General features: G+C 65.7%; 22 protein-coding genes. 10 read left to right on the forward strand and 12 right to left on the reverse strand.

The annotated features are described in order from the left end of the window. Positions 1-220 precede the first annotated feature (220 nt). Entirely contained in the window at positions 221-679 is a 459-nt protein-coding gene (locus WFP44_RS15055; protein WP_336927468.1) for a tRNA (cytidine(34)-2'-O)-methyltransferase, read from the reverse strand. Positions 680-839: 160 nt separating this feature from the next. Here WFP44_RS15055 and WFP44_RS15060 point away from each other — a divergent pair, with 160 nt between their 5' ends. The 4 genes from WFP44_RS15060 (at position 840) to WFP44_RS15075 (ending at position 4563) form a co-directional block, all read left to right on the forward strand. Beyond that, positions 840-1220 (forward strand): hypothetical protein, encoded by a 381-nt coding sequence (locus WFP44_RS15060; protein WP_336927470.1) that lies wholly within the window; start codon positions 840-842, stop codon positions 1218-1220. Continuing rightward, on the forward strand, positions 1217-2749 hold the full coding sequence (locus WFP44_RS15065; RefSeq protein WP_336927472.1) for a methyl-accepting chemotaxis protein: 1533 nt from the start codon (positions 1217-1219) through the stop codon (positions 2747-2749). The genes WFP44_RS15060 and WFP44_RS15065 overlap by 4 nt, the downstream gene beginning before the upstream one ends. A 151-nt stretch (positions 2750-2900) precedes the next feature. Continuing rightward, a complete protein-coding gene (locus WFP44_RS15070; RefSeq protein ID WP_336927473.1) occupies positions 2901-3533 on the forward strand; it encodes a hypothetical protein in 633 nt (210 codons plus the stop codon). Continuing rightward, positions 3514-4563 (forward strand): hypothetical protein, encoded by a 1050-nt coding sequence (locus WFP44_RS15075; RefSeq protein WP_336927474.1) that lies wholly within the window; start codon positions 3514-3516, stop codon positions 4561-4563. Before WFP44_RS15070 ends, WFP44_RS15075 begins: the two co-directional genes overlap by 20 nt. A 30-nt stretch (positions 4564-4593) precedes the next feature. Here WFP44_RS15075 and gatB read toward each other — a convergent pair whose 3' ends face one another. From gatB to rpsU, 7 genes are all read right to left on the reverse strand, one after another. Continuing rightward, complete coding sequence (gene gatB, locus WFP44_RS15080; RefSeq protein ID WP_336927475.1) at positions 4594-6090, reverse strand: Asp-tRNA(Asn)/Glu-tRNA(Gln) amidotransferase subunit GatB; 1497 nt, start codon at positions 6088-6090, stop codon at positions 4594-4596. Continuing rightward, a complete protein-coding gene (locus tag WFP44_RS15085) occupies positions 6087-6266 on the reverse strand; it encodes a glutamyl-tRNA amidotransferase (protein ID WP_336927477.1) in 180 nt (59 codons plus the stop codon). Before WFP44_RS15085 ends, gatB begins: the two co-directional genes overlap by 4 nt. Then, positions 6263-7747 (reverse strand): Asp-tRNA(Asn)/Glu-tRNA(Gln) amidotransferase subunit GatA, encoded by a 1485-nt coding sequence (gene gatA, locus WFP44_RS15090; RefSeq protein WP_336927478.1) that lies wholly within the window; start codon positions 7745-7747, stop codon positions 6263-6265. The genes WFP44_RS15085 and gatA overlap by 4 nt, the downstream gene beginning before the upstream one ends. Next, a complete protein-coding gene (gene gatC / locus WFP44_RS15095) occupies positions 7747-8049 on the reverse strand; it encodes an Asp-tRNA(Asn)/Glu-tRNA(Gln) amidotransferase subunit GatC (protein WP_336927479.1) in 303 nt (100 codons plus the stop codon). Before gatC ends, gatA begins: the two co-directional genes overlap by 1 nt. Positions 8050-8109: 60 nt before the next feature. Next, positions 8110-9810: a DUF4153 domain-containing protein gene (locus tag WFP44_RS15100; protein WP_336927480.1), complete on the reverse strand. Its 1701-nt coding sequence runs from the start codon at positions 9808-9810 to the stop codon at positions 8110-8112. A 6-nt stretch (positions 9811-9816) separates the two neighbouring features. Further along, positions 9817-10395, reverse strand: a complete 579-nt coding sequence (locus WFP44_RS15105) for an FKBP-type peptidyl-prolyl cis-trans isomerase (RefSeq protein WP_336927481.1) — start codon at positions 10393-10395, stop codon at positions 9817-9819. 115 nt (positions 10396-10510) lie between these two features. Then, the gene (gene rpsU / locus WFP44_RS15110) at positions 10511-10717 is read right to left on the reverse strand and encodes a 30S ribosomal protein S21 (protein ID WP_336917576.1); all 207 of its coding nucleotides are present in this window, start codon (positions 10715-10717) and stop codon (positions 10511-10513) included. 244 nt (positions 10718-10961) lie between these two features. On the opposite strand from rpsU, the gene crcB reads away from it, so the two are divergent. From crcB to WFP44_RS15135, 5 genes are read left to right on the forward strand one after another with little or no spacing between them, the layout of a single operon-like run. Beyond that, complete coding sequence (crcB, locus tag WFP44_RS15115; protein ID WP_336927482.1) at positions 10962-11369, forward strand: fluoride efflux transporter CrcB; 408 nt, start codon at positions 10962-10964, stop codon at positions 11367-11369. Continuing rightward, positions 11366-12595, forward strand: a complete 1230-nt coding sequence (locus tag WFP44_RS15120) for an RluA family pseudouridine synthase (RefSeq protein ID WP_336927483.1) — start codon at positions 11366-11368, stop codon at positions 12593-12595. The genes crcB and WFP44_RS15120 overlap by 4 nt, the downstream gene beginning before the upstream one ends. Further along, complete coding sequence (locus tag WFP44_RS15125) at positions 12592-13275, forward strand: HAD-IA family hydrolase (protein WP_336927484.1); 684 nt, start codon at positions 12592-12594, stop codon at positions 13273-13275. The genes WFP44_RS15120 and WFP44_RS15125 overlap by 4 nt, the downstream gene beginning before the upstream one ends. Beyond that, positions 13262-13510 (forward strand): hypothetical protein, encoded by a 249-nt coding sequence (locus WFP44_RS15130; protein ID WP_336927486.1) that lies wholly within the window; start codon positions 13262-13264, stop codon positions 13508-13510. Before WFP44_RS15125 ends, WFP44_RS15130 begins: the two co-directional genes overlap by 14 nt. Continuing rightward, complete coding sequence (locus WFP44_RS15135) at positions 13507-14202, forward strand: ATP12 family chaperone protein (RefSeq protein WP_336927487.1); 696 nt, start codon at positions 13507-13509, stop codon at positions 14200-14202. Before WFP44_RS15130 ends, WFP44_RS15135 begins: the two co-directional genes overlap by 4 nt. An 18-nt stretch (positions 14203-14220) precedes the next feature. On the opposite strand, the gene WFP44_RS15140 is transcribed toward WFP44_RS15135, so the two are convergent. Genes WFP44_RS15140 through WFP44_RS15155 form a run of 4 tightly spaced genes read right to left on the reverse strand, consistent with a single transcriptional unit; the run spans position 14221 to position 17829 of the window. Beyond that, positions 14221-14811: an ABC-type transport auxiliary lipoprotein family protein gene (locus WFP44_RS15140; RefSeq protein ID WP_336927488.1), complete on the reverse strand. Its 591-nt coding sequence runs from the start codon at positions 14809-14811 to the stop codon at positions 14221-14223. Continuing rightward, positions 14808-15755, reverse strand: coding sequence for an MlaD family protein (locus WFP44_RS15145; protein ID WP_336927490.1), 948 nt, complete (start codon positions 15753-15755; stop codon positions 14808-14810). The genes WFP44_RS15140 and WFP44_RS15145 overlap by 4 nt, the downstream gene beginning before the upstream one ends. 9 nt (positions 15756-15764) lie before the next feature. Beyond that, positions 15765-16712 (reverse strand): ABC transporter ATP-binding protein, encoded by a 948-nt coding sequence (locus WFP44_RS15150; RefSeq protein WP_336927491.1) that lies wholly within the window; start codon positions 16710-16712, stop codon positions 15765-15767. Between the two features lie 7 nt (positions 16713-16719). Beyond that, positions 16720-17829 carry an MlaE family ABC transporter permease gene (locus WFP44_RS15155; RefSeq protein ID WP_336927493.1) on the reverse strand — a complete coding sequence of 370 codons (1110 nt, stop codon included), beginning with the start codon at positions 17827-17829 and terminating at the stop codon, positions 16720-16722. 121 nt (positions 17830-17950) lie between these two features. Here WFP44_RS15155 and WFP44_RS15160 point away from each other — a divergent pair. Beyond that, the coding region (locus WFP44_RS15160) for a valine--tRNA ligase (protein WP_336927495.1) at positions 17951-19583 on the forward strand (1633 nt) is incomplete at its 3' end.

Consider the following 19583-nt stretch of genomic DNA (forward strand, 5'->3'; position numbering starts at 1 on the left):
GCATCCGGCGCCCAAGCTCCGCTCCCTCAAGGGCGCGACGCTGGCGGACGCGCCGTTCTGGGTGCCGTTGATCGCCGCCGCCGTGCTGGCCGCGTTCCGGCTGAAAGGCGGCTGGGTCGCGCCCGCCAACCTTGCCGCAGGCGGGGAGGCGGGGTTTCTGCTGCTGCGCTAGAACTTGTCCGCGCCCTGAAGCTTTCCGCGCCCTAAATCTTTCCGCGCCCTAAATCTTTCCGCGCAAGGCCTGATATGCCGCCGCGCTGACCGTGTTGGCAAGGTTGAGCGAGCGGATCACATCCGACCGCATCGGCAGATGGAACAACCGCCCCGGATGGCGCGCAAGGATGTCGGGCGGGATTCCCTTGGTCTCCCGCCCGAAAACAAGAATCGCATCGTCCGGGTAATCGGGTTCGTAAAAGCTGGTCGAACCAAACTCCTCAAACAGGAACAACTGCTCCTCGCGCGGGGCGCGGTCGGCCAGAAAGGCCTCCCAGTTCGCATATTCGGCAAGCTGCACGTGCGGCCAGTAATCTAGGCCCGATCGCTTGACCCGCTTGTCGGTGATGGTGAAGCCCAGCGGATGGATCAGCACCAGTTCCATCCCCAGCGCCACGCAGGTGCGCCCCACCGCGCCGGTATTGCCGGGGATTTCGGGCTGGACAAGGACAATGGTGATGCTCACGCCGCCCCCAATAGATACCGGCAGGCGCGGCGGGAAGCCCAGACCTGTGCCGATGCGTCGGGCACGGGGCAAATCCTAACGAAACGACAGCGCGCGCCTGCGCTATCGCCCGCAGGGGCGCGCACAGAAACCTTGACCAGCTTGCGCGATAACCGGTTCCATGTCCCCTTCGCTGTCGCCTTTCCGCACCATGGCCCCGCTTATCTGGCTGGGCGCGCTGCTTCCCGTGGCCTTGCTGGCGGCGGTATTCCTGCCCGCAGGCGGGCAGCCGGCCATGCTGTATCCCCTCAGCGGCCAAAGCCCCGCCGATGCGATCGGCTGGGGGAAGGACAATGCCGCACCCTTTTTGGGGCTTTCAAGCCAAGGGGATGCGGCAATTCTGCATCTGTCGGCGGGCAGCAGCGCGCTGGACGCCTTGCGCAGCGGCTTTGTGCCCATCGGCATGGAGGGCGGCATCTGCACCAGCACCAGCACCAGCACCGGCATCGGCACCGGCATCGGCATCGGCATCGGCATCGGCACCCCGGAGTATGCGTCATGAACGATCTCGACAATCTGCGTTTCAAGGGCCTTCGCATCATCGCGCTGATCGCGGCGGGCTGCGGCGCGGTGGGCCTTGGCTACGCCGTCTATGCGGGCGAATGGCTGCTGCCCGTGCTGCTGGCGCTGGTCGCATCCGGCCCCGCATGGCTGGCGATCAGCGGCAATGCCGGCTTGGCCGCGCGCTGCATGGTGGGCGCGGCGCTGCCCGTGATGGCCGCGCTGTTCACCGCCATGGCCAAGGGCAGCGGCTGGATGATCGATATGCACATGACCTTTTTCGCCTTCATGGCGATCGCCGCGCTGCTGGCCGATTGGCGACCCATCGTGGTCGCCACGCTGGTGACCGCCCTGCACCATCTGCTGCTGAACTTTGCCGCGCCGCTTTATGTCTTTCCCGATGGCGCCAATCTGGCGCGCGTGCTGTTCCACGCGGTGGTCGTGCTGGTGGAAGCGGGCGCGCTGGTGGCGCTGTGTTCGCGGCTGGAAGCCTTTGTCATTGGCCAGGCAGAGGAAAAGCGGCGGAATGCCGAGCAGGACGCGCTTATCCGCGCCGAACGCGAGGCGGTGAGCCAAGAGCAGCGCGAAGTGCTGGACAAGGTCGGCGCGCGCCTGAAAGCGCTGGCCGATGGCCGCCTGTCGGATCGCATCGAAAACGCCTTCCCGCCCGATTACGAGGGCCTGCGCACGACGTTGAACGACACGGCGAGCGAATTGCAGGTGCTGGTCGGCACGGTGCTGCAAACGGTGCAGGGCGTGGTAACGGGCGCATCGGAAATCCGCAGCGCGGCCGATGATCTGGCGCGCCGCATCGAAACCGATGCCGAAAGCATGGAGCAGGTCGCGCGCACATCCGGCCAGCTCAACACCGATATGCGCGAAGCCTCGCGCCTGTGCCAGGATGCGCGCGGCGTGACGCAGCGCATGAAGGATCATGTCGATCAGGGCCTGACCACCATCGGCCGGGTGACTGCGGCGATGCACCGGATCGAAAGCTCCTCCGGCAAGATCGAAAGCATTGTCGAAATTATCGATGGCCTTGCCTTCCAGACCAATCTGCTGGCGCTGAATGCCGGTGTGGAAGCCGCACGCGCGGGCGAATCGGGCAAGGGTTTTGCCGTGGTCGCGCATGAGGTGCGGCAATTGGCGCAGCGTTCGGCCGAGGCGGCCTCGTCCATCAAGGGGCTGATCGCGCAATCGAGCGAGGAAGTGCGTCTGGGTTCGGAGCAAGTTGGGCAGATGGACGCGGTGCTGTCCGGCATTGTCGAAAACTTTGCTGCGGTAAACGCGCAAATCGACCAGATCGCGCAGCGTTCGGAAAAGACGGCGGACGATGTGGGGAATATTTCGGGCGCCATTTCGCGGCTCGAAAGCTCGCACCAGCAGAACGCCGCCATGGTGGAGCAAAGCAGCGCGGCTGCGCACGCGCTGTCCGCCATGGCAAACGCGCTGCGGCAAAGCGTGGCGCGCTTCGAGGACGGGGGCAGCGGGGCAGAACCTGCCCGGGCGCGCGATCTGAAAGCGGCGTGACGGGCCTGTGGCCGAGCGCCGCCCGTCCTCCACAATTCCGCTTGTCAATTCGCCAATTTCTGCCAGCTAGAAAGATGGGGGGTCGTAAAACACCGCGATTGCGCGGCTTTTTGTGGTCTCGTCACTCTGGGAACGCAAAAGGATTACCTTTATGAAATCGGGAATTGTCGGGATGGCAGCGCTGCTGCTTGCCGGGGCGCTCGCCCCTGTCCAGGCGCAAGACGGCGCTGCCTGCGAATTGCACGTTTTCCCCACGGTGGAAGGCCAGGCCGTCACCACAGGCTGGCTGTCCGGACTGGGCGTGATCGGCGCCGTGGCCGATGCTGCCGCGAACGAGGACCGCAATGTCTCTGACGCCGATTACCTGCGCGATGCGCTGGGGCCGCGCTTTCAGGTTGCCGCGTTCCAGACGATTGACCTGGCCTCGGCCGTTGGACTGCCGGCAGGAACGCAGGTGATCTACGAAACGCCGATCGCGGACCGCGATGTCACCACCGAAGTGCGCACAAGGCTGACCGAAAGCACGGCCGCCTGTTATGCCGAATTGATCGTGACGCAGAACCTTTATGCCAAGCGGGCGATCTATGGCCGCTCGCTCAACAACCGCTTCATCTTCAAGGACTTCCGGGGCGGAGTAACTCAGGCCGAGATGGTGCGCGGGCGCGGCGGCAACGGGTTGTCGCAGTTCCCGCCGGAAACGCCGGAGGGCCGCGACGCCACCAATGCCGATTTGCGGCAGGCTTTCCTTGCCAATTTCGGCGAATATGCCGCGCGCTTCCAGTAAGCGCCGGCAGGTGAACCGCCGGCTGGTTGCAGCAGCGTGGGGAGGGGCGGTGCTGCTGGCATGGCAGCCCGCCCCTGCCCTTGCCCGTCCCGAACCTTTCGTTCCCGCCGAAGCGCGCCAGATGGCATCGCCGCGCCCGGTGGCGGTGTTCCTGCCGCAGCAGCGAATCGCCAGCAGCATTGAACTGGGCCGCATCGCTTTCCCCGCAGGCGGCGGCGGCGCGCTGGGCGCGATCATCATCAACGGCAATAACGATATTCCCGAACGGCTGGCGAACAGCGCGCTGGAACGGGCCGAAGGCTGGATTGCGCCGCTGGTGGCTGCTCTCGATGGTTTCGACATCACCCCCCTTGCCAGCAGCGCCACGCTTGCCGCGCTGGAACAGACCGGGTGGCTGGGCACGGTGCAGCTTGACCTGCTGAACGGGGAAATCCCGCAGGTGCAGGCAGGCGGATCGAACGGCGTTCTCGTCTCCACCACCTATGGCATCGGCCTGTTCGGCCCTGCCGCCAACAGCAATGCCGCGGTGCGCGCGACCGGCGAAACCATCACCGCGATGGAGCGCGACTTTGCCGCCGCCTATCCCGATGCGGAAGAACGCGCGCAAGTGCTGTGGCGCTACCAGATGTCGCCCGATTTCACGCAGGTGCAGGTGATTGCCGATATCACCCTTGTCCGCCGGAATGCGTTGGAGCCCTCCTACAAGCAGCAGGTGATCGCGCTTGTCCGCTTGCCGCGCCCGTCCTTTATCGAGGAGGAAAATGTCGCGCGCTGGGCTGCGAATGACGGCGCGCTTGCCCGCACGGCGCTGACCACTGCCTTTGCCCGCGTCGGGCAGGTGCTGCCGCAGGTTCTGGCGCTGGACCGTGCAGGCTATGCCGCCGCCACGGACCGCCGCCGCGAAAGTGCCACCGTTGCCGGCTTTCACGGGCCGGTGCTGCTGCGCGATGCGGGTGGCCCGGTGATCTGGGCGCGCGATGGGGATCAGCGCTTCGCCGCCTTCGTGACGGCGCAGAATGCCAGCGAGTAACGCGGCCTGAAATACCTGAAGGCGGAGCTGCTAGCCCAGCTTCGCCTTCAGCACCTGGTTGACCAGCTGCGGGTTGCCCTTGCCCTGCATCGCCTTCATCGTCTGGCCCACGAAGAAGCCGAACAGCGCTTCCTTTCCGCCCTTGTACTGTTCCACCTTGTCGGCATTGGCGGCCAGCACCGTGTCAACCGCCGCCTCAATCGCGCCGGTGTCGCTGGTCTGCTTCAGGCCCTCGGTCTCGGCAATCTCGGCCGGATCGCGCCCCGTTTTCAGCACGATCTCGAAGATTTCCTTGGCCTGACCGCCGCTGATCTCGCCCGCGTCCTGCATCTTCAGGATTGCGGCTTGCGCCTGTGCGGTGGCATTGGCGGGATCAGCCTCCTCGCCCAGCGCCTTCATCACGCCCGGCGCGACCGAGAGCGACCAGTTGGCGACCTGCGTCGCCACCTTGGCATCCGGCTTGCCCAGCGCCGCGGCGGTGGCCGCCAGCAGAGTTTCGAAACGGGCGAAAGTCTCCACCTCCGCCGTCAATTCGCGGGCGTTGTAGTCCGACAGGCCCAGTTCGCCGGTATAGCGCGCACGCTTGGCATCGGGCAGTTCGGGCAAGCTGGCGCGGCAATCGGCCAGAAAGGCATCGTCCAGTTCCAGCGGCAGCAGGTCGGGATCGGGGAAATAGCGGTAATCGTGCGCATCCTCTTTCGACCGCATCGACCGCGTGGTGCCGGTGCCGGGGTCGAACAGGCGCGTTTCCTGCACCACCTTGCCGCCGCGCTCGATCAAGTCGACCTGGCGGCTGGCCTCATACTCGATGGCGGCCATGACAAAGCGCACAGAATTGACGTTCTTCGTCTCGGTCCGCGTGCCAAACTCCTCACCCGGACGGCGCACCGACACGTTCACATCCGCACGCATGGAGCCTTCCTCCATGTTCCCGTCGCACGATCCGACATAGCGCAGGATCTGCCGCAGCTTGCGCACATAGGCGCCCGCTTCGGCCGGGGAGCGCATATCGGGGCGGCTGACAATTTCCATCAGCGCCACGCCCACACGGTTGAGGTCAACATAAGACATGGTCGGGTGCTGATCGTGCATCAGCTTGCCCGCATCCTGTTCCACATGGATGCGTTCGATGCCGATCCATTTGTCTTGCGGAATGCCCGCCTTCTCGTCCGCCTCGATCAGCAGTTTCCCCTCGCCCACCAGCGGGTGATAAAGCTGGCTGATCTGGTAGCCCTGCGGCAGATCGGCGTAGAAATAGTTCTTGCGGTCGAACCGGCTCCACGCGTTGATTTGCGCGTCAATCGCCATGCCGGTGCGCACCGCCTGCCGGATGCATTCGCGGTTGGGCACGGGCAGCATACCCGGCATCGCGGCATCGATCAGGGAAACCTGCGCGTTCGGCTCTGCGCCAAAGGCGGTGGCCGCGCCCGAAAACAGCTTGGCCTTGGACGTGACCTGCGCGTGGACTTCCAGGCCGATCACAACCTCCCATTCGCCCGTTGCGCCCTGAATGCGGTAATTGCTCATTTCGTCATGTCCTCGTCAGCCGCGTCGCGGTTGCGCGTGTCGAAGCGCGCCTCGCCATGATCGACGTTTTTCGCCACCCATCGGGCCACCAGAAATGTGACCGGCACAGCCAGCACAACAGCCCCCCCGGTGATGATCAGGGCGGTGTCCGGCACCCAGCCGGCTTCGGGGGTCACCACCACTTCTCCGGTTTCGCGCTGAACCCGGCGCGGCTTTCAATCGCCAGACCGGCATTGAGCACCGCCTGCTCGTCAAAAGCCGGGCCGATGATCTGGAGGCCGAGCGGCAACCCCTCCTTGTTGAGACCGCACGGCACGCTCATCGCGGGCAGGCCGGCAAGGCTGGCGGGCACCGAGAACACATCGTTCAGATACATCGCCAGCGGGTCTTGCGTCTTGTCGCCCAGCGCAAAGGCTGCCGTGGGCGTGGTGGGCGCCAGGATCACGTCGCAGACCTTGAACGCCTCGACAAAGTCGTTCTGGATCAGCGTGCGCAGCTTCATCGCCTGCGTGTAATAGGCATCGTAGAAACCGGCGCTGAGCACATAGGTGCCCAGCAGGATGCGGCGCTTCACCTCGTCCCCGAAACCGGCGGCGCGGGTGGCGGCATACATATCCTGCAAGCCTGCGCCATCGGGCAGATCGCGCAGGCCGTAACGCACCCCGTCATACCGGGCGAGGTTGCTGGAGGCTTCTGCGGGCGCGACGATATAATAGGCGGGCAGCGCATATTTGGTGTGCGGCAGGCTGATATCGACCACTTCGGCCCCGGCATCCTTCAGCCAGGCAATGCCATCGTCCCAGCTTTTGAGGATTTCGGCATCGGTGCCCTCCATCCGGTATTCGCGCGGGATGCCCACCGTCTTGCCGCGCAGGTCGGCATTGAGACCCGCCGACCATTCGGGCACGGGCATATCCAGCGATGTCGAATCCTTGGGATCGAACCCGGCCATCGCTTCGAGCATGATCGCGCAATCTTCCACGCTGCGCGCCATTGGCCCCGCCTGATCGAGGCTGGAGGCAAAGGCGACAATGCCCCAGCGCGAGCAGCGGCCATAGGTCGGCTTGATGCCCGAAATGCCGGTAAAGGCGGCGGGCTGGCGGATCGACCCGCCGGTATCGGTGCCGGTGGCCGCCGGGCACAGCCGCGCGGCAATCGCGGCGCTGGAACCACCCGAAGAACCGCCGGGTGCCAGTGGGGCGTTGCCGCCATCCTTGCGCCGCCAGGGCGAGACGACATTGCCGAAATAGCTGGTCTCGTTGCTCGACCCCATCGCGAACTGGTCAAGGTTCAGCTTGCCCAGCATCCCTGCGCCCGCATCCCACAGCTTTTGGCTGACGGTGCTTTCATAAGGCGGGATGAACCCTTCGAGGATGTGGCTGGCCGCCGTGGTCTGCACGCCCTGCGTGGCGAACAGGTCCTTCATGCCGATGGGCACGCCCGCCATCTTGCCCAGCGGCTTGCCTGCCGCACGGTCGGCATCGACCGCTTCGGCGGCGCGGATCGCATGGTCGGGCGTGGTGACGATAAAGGCGTTGAGCTTGGCCGCTTCGGCCACATTGGCGTTGAAGGCTTCGGCCACTTCCACCGCGGTGAAATCGCCTGCGGCCACGCCGTCGCGGATGGCTTTCACGCCAAGATCGGTCAAATTGGTCATTATTCGATCACCTTGGGCACGCCGAAAAAGCCGTTCTGCGCCATGGGCGCATTGGCGAGGATGGCATCGCGCTTGTTCCCGCCGGTCAGCGGATCGGCATCGACCACATCGTCACGCAGCCGCAGCGCCTGCGGAATGACGGCAGTCATGGGCTGCACAGCGGAGGTGTCGACCTCGCCCAGCTGTTCCACCCAGGCGAGCAGATTGTTGAATTCGCCCACCATGCGGTCGAGATCGCTCTCGTCCACCTTGATGCGCGCCAGCGCGGCGATCTTCGCCACTTCTTCACGGGTTACAGACATGGATTGGGCACTAGCGGGGCGCGGGCCAGCCTTCAAGCGGGCAGAGCGTCAGCAGCAGCCCTAATCGACCGGCACGCCCACGCGCCGCCCGTTGACATAGATCGCGCGGCGCGTCTCCTCGCGCAATTCGACCTCGGCATCGCGCGTGAAGGGCGGCAATTGCCCATCCTGCGCCAGCGGGTAGATGGGATCGGCGCGGCCATCCGGCCCGCCCAGAACGAAGCGTTCGAAATTGTAACCTTCAACCAGCGCGATTTCGCGGCGACCCTCGGCATTGCGCCCCAGATCGAGCGCGATGCACGCCTCGGCACAGCGCCAGCTTTCGGTGGTGAGGAAATCGAGCACTTCGGCGCGCAGTTCCTCACTGTCGGGCTGGACCCGCAGGCGCGCGGCCACATCGCCGCGTGTGGGCGTTTCCAATCCGCGCCAGACCCGCATGGTCTGTGCCGCCGCCGCGCGGGCCAGGCGGCCCACCTCGCCCTCCCGCTCACCCAGCCGGGCCAGCGCCTGCCGCCCGGCATCGCCAAAATCCCAGCGCAGGGCGGAATAATCGAACGCCTCCACGCTCACCCGCCCCGCATCCAGCCGCGCGACCTGATTACGCGCTGAAATTGCGCCAAAATCCCACAGCGGCAAGGCGAGGATCAACGCCAGAATGCCCGTAGCTGAAGCAAGGTTGAGGTTAGCCCGGCGCAGATAGGTCGCCCATCCGCTGACCCGCCCCTGCGCCAGACCGACGGCATAGGCAATGCCGTAAGCCACCGCCACGGCAATGCAGATCAGCGCCCAGATACGTTCGGGCGTCAGGCCGTGCTGATGCACGCGGATGCCCATCGACACGGCGGCAAACACGCTGAGCGGCAGCACGCCCGCCGCCAGCACCATGGCAACGCCGCGCAGGATGCGGCTGCGGCTGGTGGCCACATCATCGTCGCGCATGATCGCGTTGGTGAGCACGAAGCAGCCCACCGCGCAGGCCAGCAGCACCGGCGTTGCCGAATCGGTGGCATCCCACAGCGCCTGCCCGCCCGATGCCAGCAGCGCGACCAGAAACACCACCAGCGCCAGCGCCAGTGGCACGGCCAGCAGGGACAGCACGATCAGGACGACGTTCTGCAAGCTGGAGATGATCTTGAGGTTATTGCGCAGCACACCCAGCGCGGTGCCGAAGGCCGCGCCGCTCCACATCCAGCCGAACCAGCCCTCGCGCGTCAGATCCTCGATCAGATTGATGCCGACAAGGCCCAGCAATCCGTCGAGCAGGAACAGCATCAGCCACGACAGGCCGGTAAAGGCCAGCGCGCCCGCGCCGCTGATGGCATCGGTCCAGACGTGAAAATGGGTGAGCTTGTAATCGGTATTCAGGCGCGTGCGGTGAAACCCCGCCTGAAACAGCGGCAGCGCGATAACGCTGGCAAACACGCCTGCGGCAAAGGCAAAATGCTGTCCGGCATAGGCCTCTTCGAAACGCAGCACGTGCCAGGCAATGCCCGCCATGACCGCGCCGAGGCCCAGCGCGAAAACCGCCACGGACTTCCAGTTGCGCGGATCGAGCGCAAAGGCCGCCGCCAGCGCAGCAAAGAAGATGAACGCCGCACCGGCACCTGCCAGCGGTTGCGGATCGCTGCCGTCAAAAAGAAAATGGAGCCCCAGCCCGCCACAAGCCAGCAAAGCGGCAAGGACGAAGGGCCGGGGCTCCCAATCTTCCAGCAGGTTTTCGGGGGCGGGCGCGGCACTCACCTGCTCATCCCCCGCAGCCATTGGCCGTTATTGGCCCGGAGCCGGAGTGGCACCGGGTGCGCCCGGTTCAGGCTGCTGCGCGGCCATGATCGTGTTGATCTGCGTCACCCGCTCCTGCAGCTGCTCCTGCGTCAGGAATTCGTGCAGCGTGACTTCGAAGGTCAGATCGGCATTGGCGGGAATGGGCGAACCGGCGGGCGGATTTGCGCCGTAGGCCAGCGCGGCGGGGATCTCGACCTTGTACTTGCCGCCCTTCTGCATCTGCAAAATCGCCTGGCGGAAGCCGGGGACCACGCCCTGCAATTCCATATAGGAACCTTCCGGGATCAGATCGGCAATCGCTTCGGGAATTTCAGGGCGCGGCGGCGACTGGTCGAACACCGTGCCATCGGCCAGCTTGCCGACATATTCCACGAACACCGCATCGGTTTCCTGCGGGCTGGGGCCCGTGCCGGCGGTGATGACTTCAACATCGACCGTATCGGGCCGCGTCAGGAACCAGGCCACAGCGCCAGCCAGGGCCGCGCCCACCAGCACGCCCAGCCAGAACTTCATCATCGAACCAGACGCAATCGGCTGGAGCGGAACGCGGGTAACTTCGGCCATGAAATGATCCTGCTGTTATCAGAACAAATTTGGGGAAGCCGGATGCAAAAGAGGCGCCGGAGGATTCCCTCAGGCGCCCCGTTTGGCCCAGCTTGGCAATTCGCGCAAGCGGCGCTTACTTGGAACCGTCACGCTCCATCCGCTTGCGCTCCATCTTGCGGGCGCGGCGGACAGCGGCGGCCTTGTCGCGGGCGCGCTTTTCGCTGGGCTTTTCGTAATGGCGGCGCAGCTTCATTTCGCGATACACGCCTTCACGCTGCAGCTTCTTCTTGAGCGCGCGCAGGGCCTGCTCCACATTGTTATCGCGAACGATGATCTGCATAAACCAATGCCACCTTTTCTAATCTGCCAATGGCCAGAGCCCGCGAGCGATCGGCGCGGGATGCACCATATTGAACCAATGACGGTATAATACCAATGAAACTTGCGCCGAATCCGATACGGACCGGCCTCAGGTGGCGCGCCCTATGCCAAATCGCGGCGAAAGGCAAGCATATGCGGCGCGCCTGCGCGGCGGCAGGGCGAAACACTTCCGAAATGCCGATCTTGCAGCTAAGGGAGCGGGCATGACAGCCACTCCCCCGCTTCTCGCCACGCTCTATGTCGCCCTGGGCGGCGCCACCGGGTCCATTCTGCGCTATCAGACCGGCCGCTGGATGACCGCCTGGCTTGGCCCGGTGCCCATGGGCGTGTTCCCCTGGGCAACGCTGGCCGTCAACACGATCGGCAGTCTGGCGATGGGGCTGCTGGCCGGTATCCTGCTGCGCATGGGCGGCGATACGGACAGCTGGCGGCTGCTGGTCGGCGTGGGCCTGCTGGGCGGTTTCACCACCTTTTCTGCCTTCAGCCTTGAAATGGCGATGCTTATCCAGCGCGGGCAATTGGGCCTGGCCGGGATTTATGCGCTGCTTTCGCTCGGCCTTGGCGTAACCGGGTTGATCTTCGGCCTCACCGTGTCGCGGATCGGCGCATGAGCTTCGATCCCACCCGCCCCGATGCGGCGGTGCGCCAGTTCACCGTTGCGCCGGATGATGACGGGGTGCGGCTGGACCGCTGGTTCAAGCGGCATCTGCCGCAGGTCGGCTTTGGCACCGTATCGCGCTGGGCGCGCACGGGTCAGTTGCGGGTGGATGGCAAGCGGGTGAAGCCCGAAGATCGCCTTGCCGCAGGGCAGGTGCTGCGCGTGCCGCCGGGCGGCGATGATGCGGGCAAGCCCGCCCCCAAGCGGCGTGAATTGTCGCCGCAGGAAGAAGCCATGGCCGAGGCGATGCTCATCCGCCGCAGCAAATCGGCGCTCGTGCTCAACAAGCCGCCGGGCCTTGCCACGCAAGGCGGCACCAGGACCACGAGCCATGTCGATGGCCTGCTCGATGCCTATGCCGATCCGGGCGAACCGCGCCCGCGCCTTGTGCACCGGCTGGACAAGGATACGTCGGGCATCCTGCTGGTCGCCCGCTCGCCCGGCAGCGCAGCGTTTTTTTCCAAGCGGTTTTCCGGGCGCAGCGCCAAGAAGATCTACTGGGCGCTGGTGGTGGGCGTTCCGGACGTGAAGGAAGGCACGATCGAGGCGCCCATCGGCAAGCAGCCGGGCAGCGGCGGCGAGAAGATGCAGGTCGATATCGAAAACGGCCAGCCGGCCAAGACGCTCTACCGCGTGGTCGAACGCGCGGGCAACAGCGCGGCATGGGTGGAATTGCAGCCGCTGACCGGGCGCACGCACCAGCTGCGCGTGCACATGGCCGCCATCGGCCATCCCATCGTGGGCGACGGCAAATATGGCGGGCCGGCCGCGTTCCTGACCGGCACGATCAGCCGCAAGATGCACCTGCACGCGCGCCGTCTGATTATCGAGGAGCCGGGTGGCGGCGTGATCGACGAAACCGCCCCGCTGCCCGAACATTTTGCCGCCAGCATGGAACAGCTCGGCTTTGACGAGAATGACAGTGCGGCCGAACCCGATCGCGGCCGTGTTCCCCGCTCGAAGGAGGAGGAAAAGCAGGCGGCCAAGGCCCATGCCAAGCAATACCGCAAGGCCCGCCGGGGCGAACGCAAGGTGCGTTCCGAAGGCGGCGCACGCACCGGCAAGCGTCCGCCCGCGAAGAAGGCCTCCGCAAAGGTCGCCGCGCGCAAACAAGCGGCTGGCAAACCGGCTGCTGGCAAGCCGGGAGGGGCCAGCAAGCCGGGCCGCCCGCGCAAATGAGCCGATCTGCTGTTCGCCTCGCGATCTTCGATTGCGACGGCACGCTGACCGATGGACAGGCCGCCGTCTGCCGCGCGATGGACGTGGCGTTCAATCTGGCCGGCCTGCCCGCCCCCGATCCGCAGGCCGTGCGCCGCATTGTCGGCCTCAGCCTGCCGCAGGCGGTGGCGCGGCTTGCCCCCGATGCGCCCGGAGAGCAGCTGATGCGCGCGGTCGATGCCTATAAGCAGGCTTTCCGCGCTGCGCGGATGGACGGGTCGCTGCACGAACCGCTTTACCCCGGCATTGCCGGGCTGATCGCAGGGCTGAAAGCGCGCGGCTGGCTGCTGGGCGTCGCCACCGGCAAGAGCGACCGGGGCCTGCGCTCCACGCTGGCGACGCACGGCCTGCTCGATCATTTCACCACGCTGCAAACCGCCGACCGGCACCCGTCCAAGCCCGATCCCGCCATGCTGCTGGCCGCGCTGGCGGAGGCCGAGGCCGAAGGCGGGGCGCCCCCCGCGTCGGCGGTGATGATCGGCGATACGGTGTATGACATGGTAGCCGCGCGCGCTGCCGGCATTGCCGCCATCGGGGTTGCCTGGGGCTATCACGAGGTGCAGGAACTGGCCGAAGCCGGGGCGCAAGGCGTGGCTCGCAATGCGGCCGAACTGGAGGAGATGATCAATGCCCTCACCTGAAGACGACGCCCGCGCCAAGGGGCGCTTCATGATCATCAACCTGATGCGGATCGGCGGGATCGCCATGATCCTGATGGGCATTGCCGTGGTGCAGGGGATGATCAGCCTGCCCGAATGGACCGGCTATGTGCTGATCGTGCTGGGCATGATGGAAACCTTCCTCGTGCCCACCCTGCTCGCCCGTGTGTGGAGCAGCAACGACCGCAATCCCCCTTCACCGCCCGGAACCCGATGAAACGTTTTTACAAGGAAGTCACCGCTGCCCCGGTTGAGGGCGGCTGGCAGGTGATGCTGGATGGCCGGCCCATCCGCTCGCAAGGCGGATCGCCGCAGATCGTGCCGACACAGGCGCTGGCCGAGATGCTGGCCGCCGAATGGCGCGATCAGGGCGAGGTGATCGACACCGCCCGCTTTGCCATGCGCGACATGGCCGATTACGCGATCGACGTGGTGGCGAAGGAACGCGGCGAGGTGATCGAAAAGCTGCTCACCTATGGCGATACCGATACGCTGCTCTACCGCGCCGATCCGGACGAGCCGCTGTATCAGCGCCAGCGCGCCGTTTGGGAGCCGGTGGTCTGCGCGTGCGAGGCGCGCCACGGCATCGCCTTTACCCGCATCAGCGGCGTGGTGCACCGCCCGCAAAAGCACGAAACACTGGCCGCGCTGCGCGCCCGGCTGGAAGCGCTGGACAGCTTCACGCTGGCGGGCCTGTTCAACCTCACCACGCTCGCCGCTTCGCTCATCACGGGCCTCGGCGTGCTGGAAGAGAGCGCGGATGTGCCCGCCCTGTTCACCGCCGCCAATGCGGAGGAAGACTGGCAGGCCGAACTGTGGGGCTGGGATCCTGTAGCCGAAGACCGCCGGGCCTTGCGCGCCGAAGCCTTTGCACTGGCGGCGGAATTCGTGAAGGCGGCGCAGGCCTAATTCGGGCCTAACCCGGCATCACCCCACCCACTGCGCCACTTGCGCGGCCACATCGTTGGCGGCGCGGTTCATGGCCGGGGCGACCGCGGCGGCGGTGGGCAGCACGCCGGTCTCTTCGCTTTCGAAACGGCGCTGGCGGATCGTGCCGTCCGGCTGGCGCAGCACGGCATCGAACCGCACGACCACGCGCGACATTGCCGCGTCGTAATCCATCGCCAGCAATTCGCCATCGAGTTGCGTGCGCGCGCCGTATTCCAGTTCCCCGCCGGTCACGACCATGCGGCTGCCGCCTGCGCGGATGGTTTCCACCAGCACGCGCTGGAACAGGCTGGCGGGCTTTTCCACCCAGAAGGCATCGGCCAGATAGGCCAGCGAATTGCCGCCCGTCTGCACCGGCACGCGCGCCACATCCAGATGGCGCGGCACGGCCGGCACGGCCACCGCCAGCGCGTTGTCCAGCCGGCCTTCGCGCATGGTTCCTGTGGCCACGGTAGCGGTGGAGGTGAGCGTCAACAGCTGTTCAGGCGCCTTGCCGCCGCCAATGCCGACATTGACGCAACCCGCCAACACAACGGCGCCCAGCGCGGCACAAAGGGGCTTGACGATCATGGACGATACTCCGGCAAAGGACGGCTGCCCAGAAGCGAACCGGCACCTTCGTTTTCAAGGGTCTGCGTCAGGCCGCGCAGGCTTTCGCTGGTGCGCCTGAGGTCGCGCATCGTCGCCTCGGCAGCGGGCAGCGTCTCTTCGTTCAATTGCCGCGTGACCGGCTCCACTTGGGCCAGACTGGCGCGCAAGGCATCGGCGGCCTGCCGTGCGGATTGCAGCGTGGTGCGCATTTCCGTGGCAAGCGGCTTGCCTTCCTGTTCCAGCAGGGCGTTCGCGCCATCCAGCGTGCGTTCGAAAGCCGCCAAGGTTTCGGTCGATTGGGCCAGCGTCACCTGCAATTCGGCCATGGTGCGGCGCACTTCGGGAGAAGCGCCCGCCAGTTCCGCACTGATGGCATTGGTATTGCGCAAAATACCGGCAATCGCGTTCTGGTTGTCATCGTCCAGCACACGCGTCAGCCGGTCGGTCAGCGTGGCGAGTCGTTCCAGCAGCAGCGGCGCGCTGGAGAGGATTTCGTCAATCGCGCCGCCGGCGGGCGGGATCACCGGCACGCCTTCGGGGCAATCGGTGGTTTCGCAGGTGATCGGCGGTGCGCCGCGCCGTGCACCTTGCAGGTTGAGAGTCGATACGCCGGTAAAGCTGAACGAGATCGAGGCGGTGGTGCCCACCAGAATGGGCACATCGTTCTGCACCTTCACCCGCACGCGGACATATTCGGGATCGCGCTCCCACAGCTGGATTTCGCTGACCTGCCCCACCGGCACGCCGGCAAAGGCCACCTGCGATCCGCGCGCCAGCCCGCCCACCGATTGCTGGAAGAAGATATCATATTCCTTCTGCTGCGAATCGCCCAGCCGGGCCAGCCACACGAAGAAGCCGGCGGCCAGCGCCATCAGCAGCAGCGTGACGGCCCCCACCCAGATATGATTGGCGCGTGTTTCCATCTCAGCTGCCTATGCCTCCCCTTGCGCCGTCTTGTCCAACGGTTTGGCAGCCGGGCCTGCCGGAGCCGCGCGTTCCGAAGCCGCGTTGCCTTGCGGAACAAGGCCGGCCGATTGCAGCGGCCGGGCCGCCTGCGCCACGCGCCCGCGCGGCCCGTTGAAATATTCCTGAATCCACGGATGATCACTACGCAGCAATTCGGCAATTGTGCCCACCGCGATCACTTTTCCATCCGCCAGCACCGCCACCCGGTCGCAAATGGCGTGCAGCGTGTCGAGATCGTGGGTGATCAGGAACACGGTGAGCCCCAGCGTATCGGTCAGTTCGCGCAGCAATTCGTCGAACCGTGCAGCCCCGATGGGGTCCAACCCTGCGGTAGGTTCGTCCAGAAACAGCAATTCGGGATCGAGCGCCAGCGCGCGCGCCAGCCCGGCGCGCTTCTTCATACCGCCCGACAATTCCGACGGATATTTCGCCGCCGCCTCGGGCGGCAGGCCGGAAAGTATCGTCTTGTAGATCGCAATCTCGTCCAGCAGGCGGGGTGAAAGTTCCGGATAGAACTGCTTGAGCGGCACCTGCACATTCTCGCCCACGGTCAGCGTGGAAAACAGCGCGCCGCCCTGGAACAGCACGCCCCAGCGGTTGCGGATGCCCACCACTTCGTCCGCGTGTTCCCCGGTTATTTCATGGCCCAGCACCTCGATCGTGCCTTCATCGGGGATCTGCAGGCCGATAATGCTGCGCATCAGCACCGATTTGCCCGTGCCCGATCCGCCGACCACGCCGAGGATTTCGCCCCGGCGCACTTTCAGGTCGAGGTTTTCATGCACCGCCACCTTGCCAAACCGGTTGGTCAGACCCTTGATAATGATGGGATAATCGCCGGTAAAGGCGGCCACTTCCACATCGGGGTTCGGCTCCAGCGACGCGATGTCAGTTGGGGTTTCGGTCTCGCTCATGCCGCGCTCACACCCAGCCGATTTCGCTGAAGAACACGGCGAAGAAGGCATCGAGCACGATCACCATGAAGATCGCCTGCACCACCGCCTTGGTGGTGCGCGCGCCCACTTCTTCGGCATTGCCGCGCACCTGCAGCCCCTGGTAGCAGCCCGACATCGCCACGATCAGGCCGAACACCGGCGCCTTGGCCATGCCGACATAGAAATCATGGATCGGCACCACTTCCTGAATCCGCGCCAGGAAGGTGAGGAAGGGGATGCCCAGCGTCAGATCAGCCAGCACCGCCCCGCCCAATATGCCCATGCAGGCCGAAAAGAAGCCCAGCAGCGGCATCATCAGCACCGCCGCCAGAATGCGCGGCACCACCAGCGCTTCCATCGGGGAGACGCCGATCGTGCGCATTGCGTCGATTTCCTCGGTCAGCTTCATCGTGCCCAATTGCGCGGCAAAGGCGCTGCCCGAACGGCCCGCCACCATGATCGCGGTCATCAGCACACCCAGTTCGCGCAAGGTGATGCGCCCCACCAGATTGACGGTCAGCGTCTCCGCCCCGAACTGGCGCAATTGCACCGCACCCTGCTGCGCGATGACGATGCCGATCAGGAAGCTCATCAGGCCGATGATCGGCAGGCTGGTCACCCCCACCAGTTCCATCTGGTGCACCAGCGCCCGCAGGCGGAAACGGCGGGGATGCGTGAAAACGCCGAAAAAGGCGGCCACGACCGCGCCCAGAAAGGACAGGATGCGCCGGAAACCGCCGAGAAAATCATACACCCAGGCGCCAACCTGCCCGGTGACCGAACGGAAAACCCCCTCGCGCGGAGGGGACACGGCCGCTTCGCTGCTGCTGGCCGATACCGCTTCCATCAGCACTTCGGCCTGCGAAGTAGCGCCGATGATATCCGCGCCGTTCGCCTCCGCAAAGCGGTGGATCACCCAAGCGCCCACCGTATCGACCGGATTGGCGCGTGACATATCGATGAACTGCACCGGCTCGTCCAGCTTGCGCAGCGCGGCGTCGAGCCGGCCAATGGTGGAAACCAGCAAGGGGCCTTCCACCACCAGCGTTGTTCGCCCGCCAGCTTCTTCCAGATGGTATTCGGCCCATTCGCGCATCGGGCCATCCTATGCTGGCAAATCGGGGCAGGGGCAAGGCAAAGCGGGTTCGTTTCGGTGCATCCGGCGTGTAAAGCGGGCATTGCCCTTGGCCCGGCACACTGGCAAAGGCGCGAGCATCATGACGCGCGAATTGCCCAAGACTTTCGACCCCGCCGCGATAGAGGCGAAATGGTATGCCCATTGGGAGGCGAACGGCTGTTTCCGGCCCCATCGGCCCGATGCCCAGCCCTTCACCATCGTCAACCCGCCGCCCAATGTGACGGGGAGCCTGCATATCGGCCACGCGCTCGACAACACCTTGCAGGACGTGGTGATCCGCTACGAGCGGCTTCGCGGCAAGGATGCGCTGTGGGTGGTGGGCACCGACCATGCCGGCATCGCGACGCAGATGGTGGTCGAACGCCAGATGGAAGCGGCGGGTGACAAGCGCACCAATTACACCCGCGAAGCCTTTGTCGAGAAGGTGTGGGAGTGGAAGGCGGAAAGCGGCGGGCAGATCACCCGCCAGCTGCGCCGCCTGGGCTGTTCGATGGACTGGAGCCGCGAACAATTCACGATGGACCCGCATTTCACGCGCGCCGTGGTGAAGGTGTTTGTCGACCTGTATAACCGCGGCCTCATCTACCGCGACAAGCGGCTGGTGAACTGGGATCCCAAGCTGAAGACCGCGATTTCCGATCTGGAAGTGGAAACGCGCGAGGTGAAGGGCAACTTCTGGCACTTCAAATATCCGCTGGCCGATGGCGTGAAGCTGGATAACGGGCAGGACTTTATCGAAGTCGCCACCACGCGGCCTGAAACCATGCTGGCCGATATGGCGGTGGCGGTGAACCCGGACGATCCGCGCTACCAGTCGGTGATCGGCAAATATGTCATCCTGCCCATCACCGGGCGGCGTATCCCGATTGTGGCCGATCAACACGCCGACCCCGAATTGGGCAGCGGCGCGGTGAAGATCACGCCGGGGCACGATTTCAACGATTTCGAAGTGGGCAAGCGCGCCGGGATTGCGGCGGCGAATATGCTCAATATGCTCGATGCCGATGCGGCCGTGTGCCAGACCGCCGATGGCCTGATCCCGGCGGAGTTTCTGGGCCTCGACCGCTTCGCCGCGCGCGATGCGGTGGTGGCGCGGCTGAAAGCCGAAGGCCTGCTGATCCCGCACATCGTCGAAAAGGATGGCGAGCGGGTGGAGCACGACGCCGAGTCGCGCACGATCCAGACGCCCTTTGGCGACCGGGGCGGCGTGGTGATCGAACCCTGGCTGACCGACCAATGGTATGTGAATGCCGCAGAACTCGCCAAGGCGCCTTTGGAAGCGGTCCGCAGCGGTGCGGTGGAGATCGTGCCCAAGACCTGGGAAAAGACCTTCTTCAACTGGATGGAGAATATCCAGCCCTGGTGCGTGTCCCGCCAGCTGTGGTGGGGACACCGGATTCCGGCTTGGTATGCCGAAGATGGCCGCGTGTTCGTGGCCGAGAGCGAGGCGCAGGCGCAGGCGCTTGCCGGGGAAGGCGTCGCGCTCACCCGCGATCCCGACGTGCTCGACACGTGGTTCTCCTCCGCGCTGTGGCCCTTTGCCACGCTGGGCTGGCCGGAAGACCAGCTCCCCTCCCCTCAAGGGGAGGGGTCGGGGGAGGGGTTTACCGCGCCCGCGTCGAGGGCCCCCCCCCCCCCCCCCCCCCCCCCCCCCCCGGGGGGGGGGGGGGGGGGCCCCCCCCCCCCCCCCCCCCCCCCCCCGGGGGGGGGGG

Origin of the sequence: Alteraurantiacibacter palmitatis, assembly GCF_037154115.1 — a bacterium.
In the GTDB taxonomy this organism is placed as follows: domain Bacteria; phylum Pseudomonadota; class Alphaproteobacteria; order Sphingomonadales; family Sphingomonadaceae; genus Alteraurantiacibacter; species Alteraurantiacibacter palmitatis.

Excerpts from the sequence above, each read along its gene's own strand:
- WFP44_RS15150 (WP_336927491.1), bottom strand. The coding sequence starts at position 16,712 with ATGAGCGAGACCGAAACCCCAACTGACATCGCGTCGCTGGAGCCGAAC.
- WFP44_RS15155 (WP_336927493.1), bottom strand. The coding sequence starts at position 17,829 with ATGCGCGAATGGGCCGAATACCATCTGGAAGAAGCTGGCGGGCGAACA.
- WFP44_RS15100 (WP_336927480.1), bottom strand. The coding sequence starts at position 9,810 with ATGGCTGCGGGGGATGAGCAGGTGAGTGCCGCGCCCGCCCCCGAAAAC.
- WFP44_RS15070 (WP_336927473.1), top strand. The coding sequence starts at position 2,901 with ATGAAATCGGGAATTGTCGGGATGGCAGCGCTGCTGCTTGCCGGGGCG.
- crcB (WP_336927482.1), top strand. The coding sequence starts at position 10,962 with ATGACAGCCACTCCCCCGCTTCTCGCCACGCTCTATGTCGCCCTGGGC.
- WFP44_RS15125 (WP_336927484.1), top strand. The coding sequence starts at position 12,592 with ATGAGCCGATCTGCTGTTCGCCTCGCGATCTTCGATTGCGACGGCACG.
- gatC (WP_336927479.1), bottom strand. The coding sequence starts at position 8,049 with ATGTCTGTAACCCGTGAAGAAGTGGCGAAGATCGCCGCGCTGGCGCGC.
- WFP44_RS15130 (WP_336927486.1), top strand. The coding sequence starts at position 13,262 with ATGCCCTCACCTGAAGACGACGCCCGCGCCAAGGGGCGCTTCATGATC.
- gatA (WP_336927478.1), bottom strand. The coding sequence starts at position 7,747 with ATGACCAATTTGACCGATCTTGGCGTGAAAGCCATCCGCGACGGCGTG.
- WFP44_RS15065 (WP_336927472.1), top strand. The coding sequence starts at position 1,217 with ATGAACGATCTCGACAATCTGCGTTTCAAGGGCCTTCGCATCATCGCG.
- WFP44_RS15135 (WP_336927487.1), top strand. The coding sequence starts at position 13,507 with ATGAAACGTTTTTACAAGGAAGTCACCGCTGCCCCGGTTGAGGGCGGC.
- WFP44_RS15075 (WP_336927474.1), top strand. The coding sequence starts at position 3,514 with ATGCCGCGCGCTTCCAGTAAGCGCCGGCAGGTGAACCGCCGGCTGGTT.
- WFP44_RS15145 (WP_336927490.1), bottom strand. The coding sequence starts at position 15,755 with ATGGAAACACGCGCCAATCATATCTGGGTGGGGGCCGTCACGCTGCTG.
- WFP44_RS15120 (WP_336927483.1), top strand. The coding sequence starts at position 11,366 with ATGAGCTTCGATCCCACCCGCCCCGATGCGGCGGTGCGCCAGTTCACC.
- WFP44_RS15060 (WP_336927470.1), top strand. The coding sequence starts at position 840 with ATGTCCCCTTCGCTGTCGCCTTTCCGCACCATGGCCCCGCTTATCTGG.
- rpsU (WP_336917576.1), bottom strand. The coding sequence starts at position 10,717 with ATGCAGATCATCGTTCGCGATAACAATGTGGAGCAGGCCCTGCGCGCG.
- WFP44_RS15140 (WP_336927488.1), bottom strand. The coding sequence starts at position 14,811 with ATGATCGTCAAGCCCCTTTGTGCCGCGCTGGGCGCCGTTGTGTTGGCG.
- WFP44_RS15105 (WP_336927481.1), bottom strand. The coding sequence starts at position 10,395 with ATGGCCGAAGTTACCCGCGTTCCGCTCCAGCCGATTGCGTCTGGTTCG.
- gatB (WP_336927475.1), bottom strand. The coding sequence starts at position 6,090 with ATGAGCAATTACCGCATTCAGGGCGCAACGGGCGAATGGGAGGTTGTG.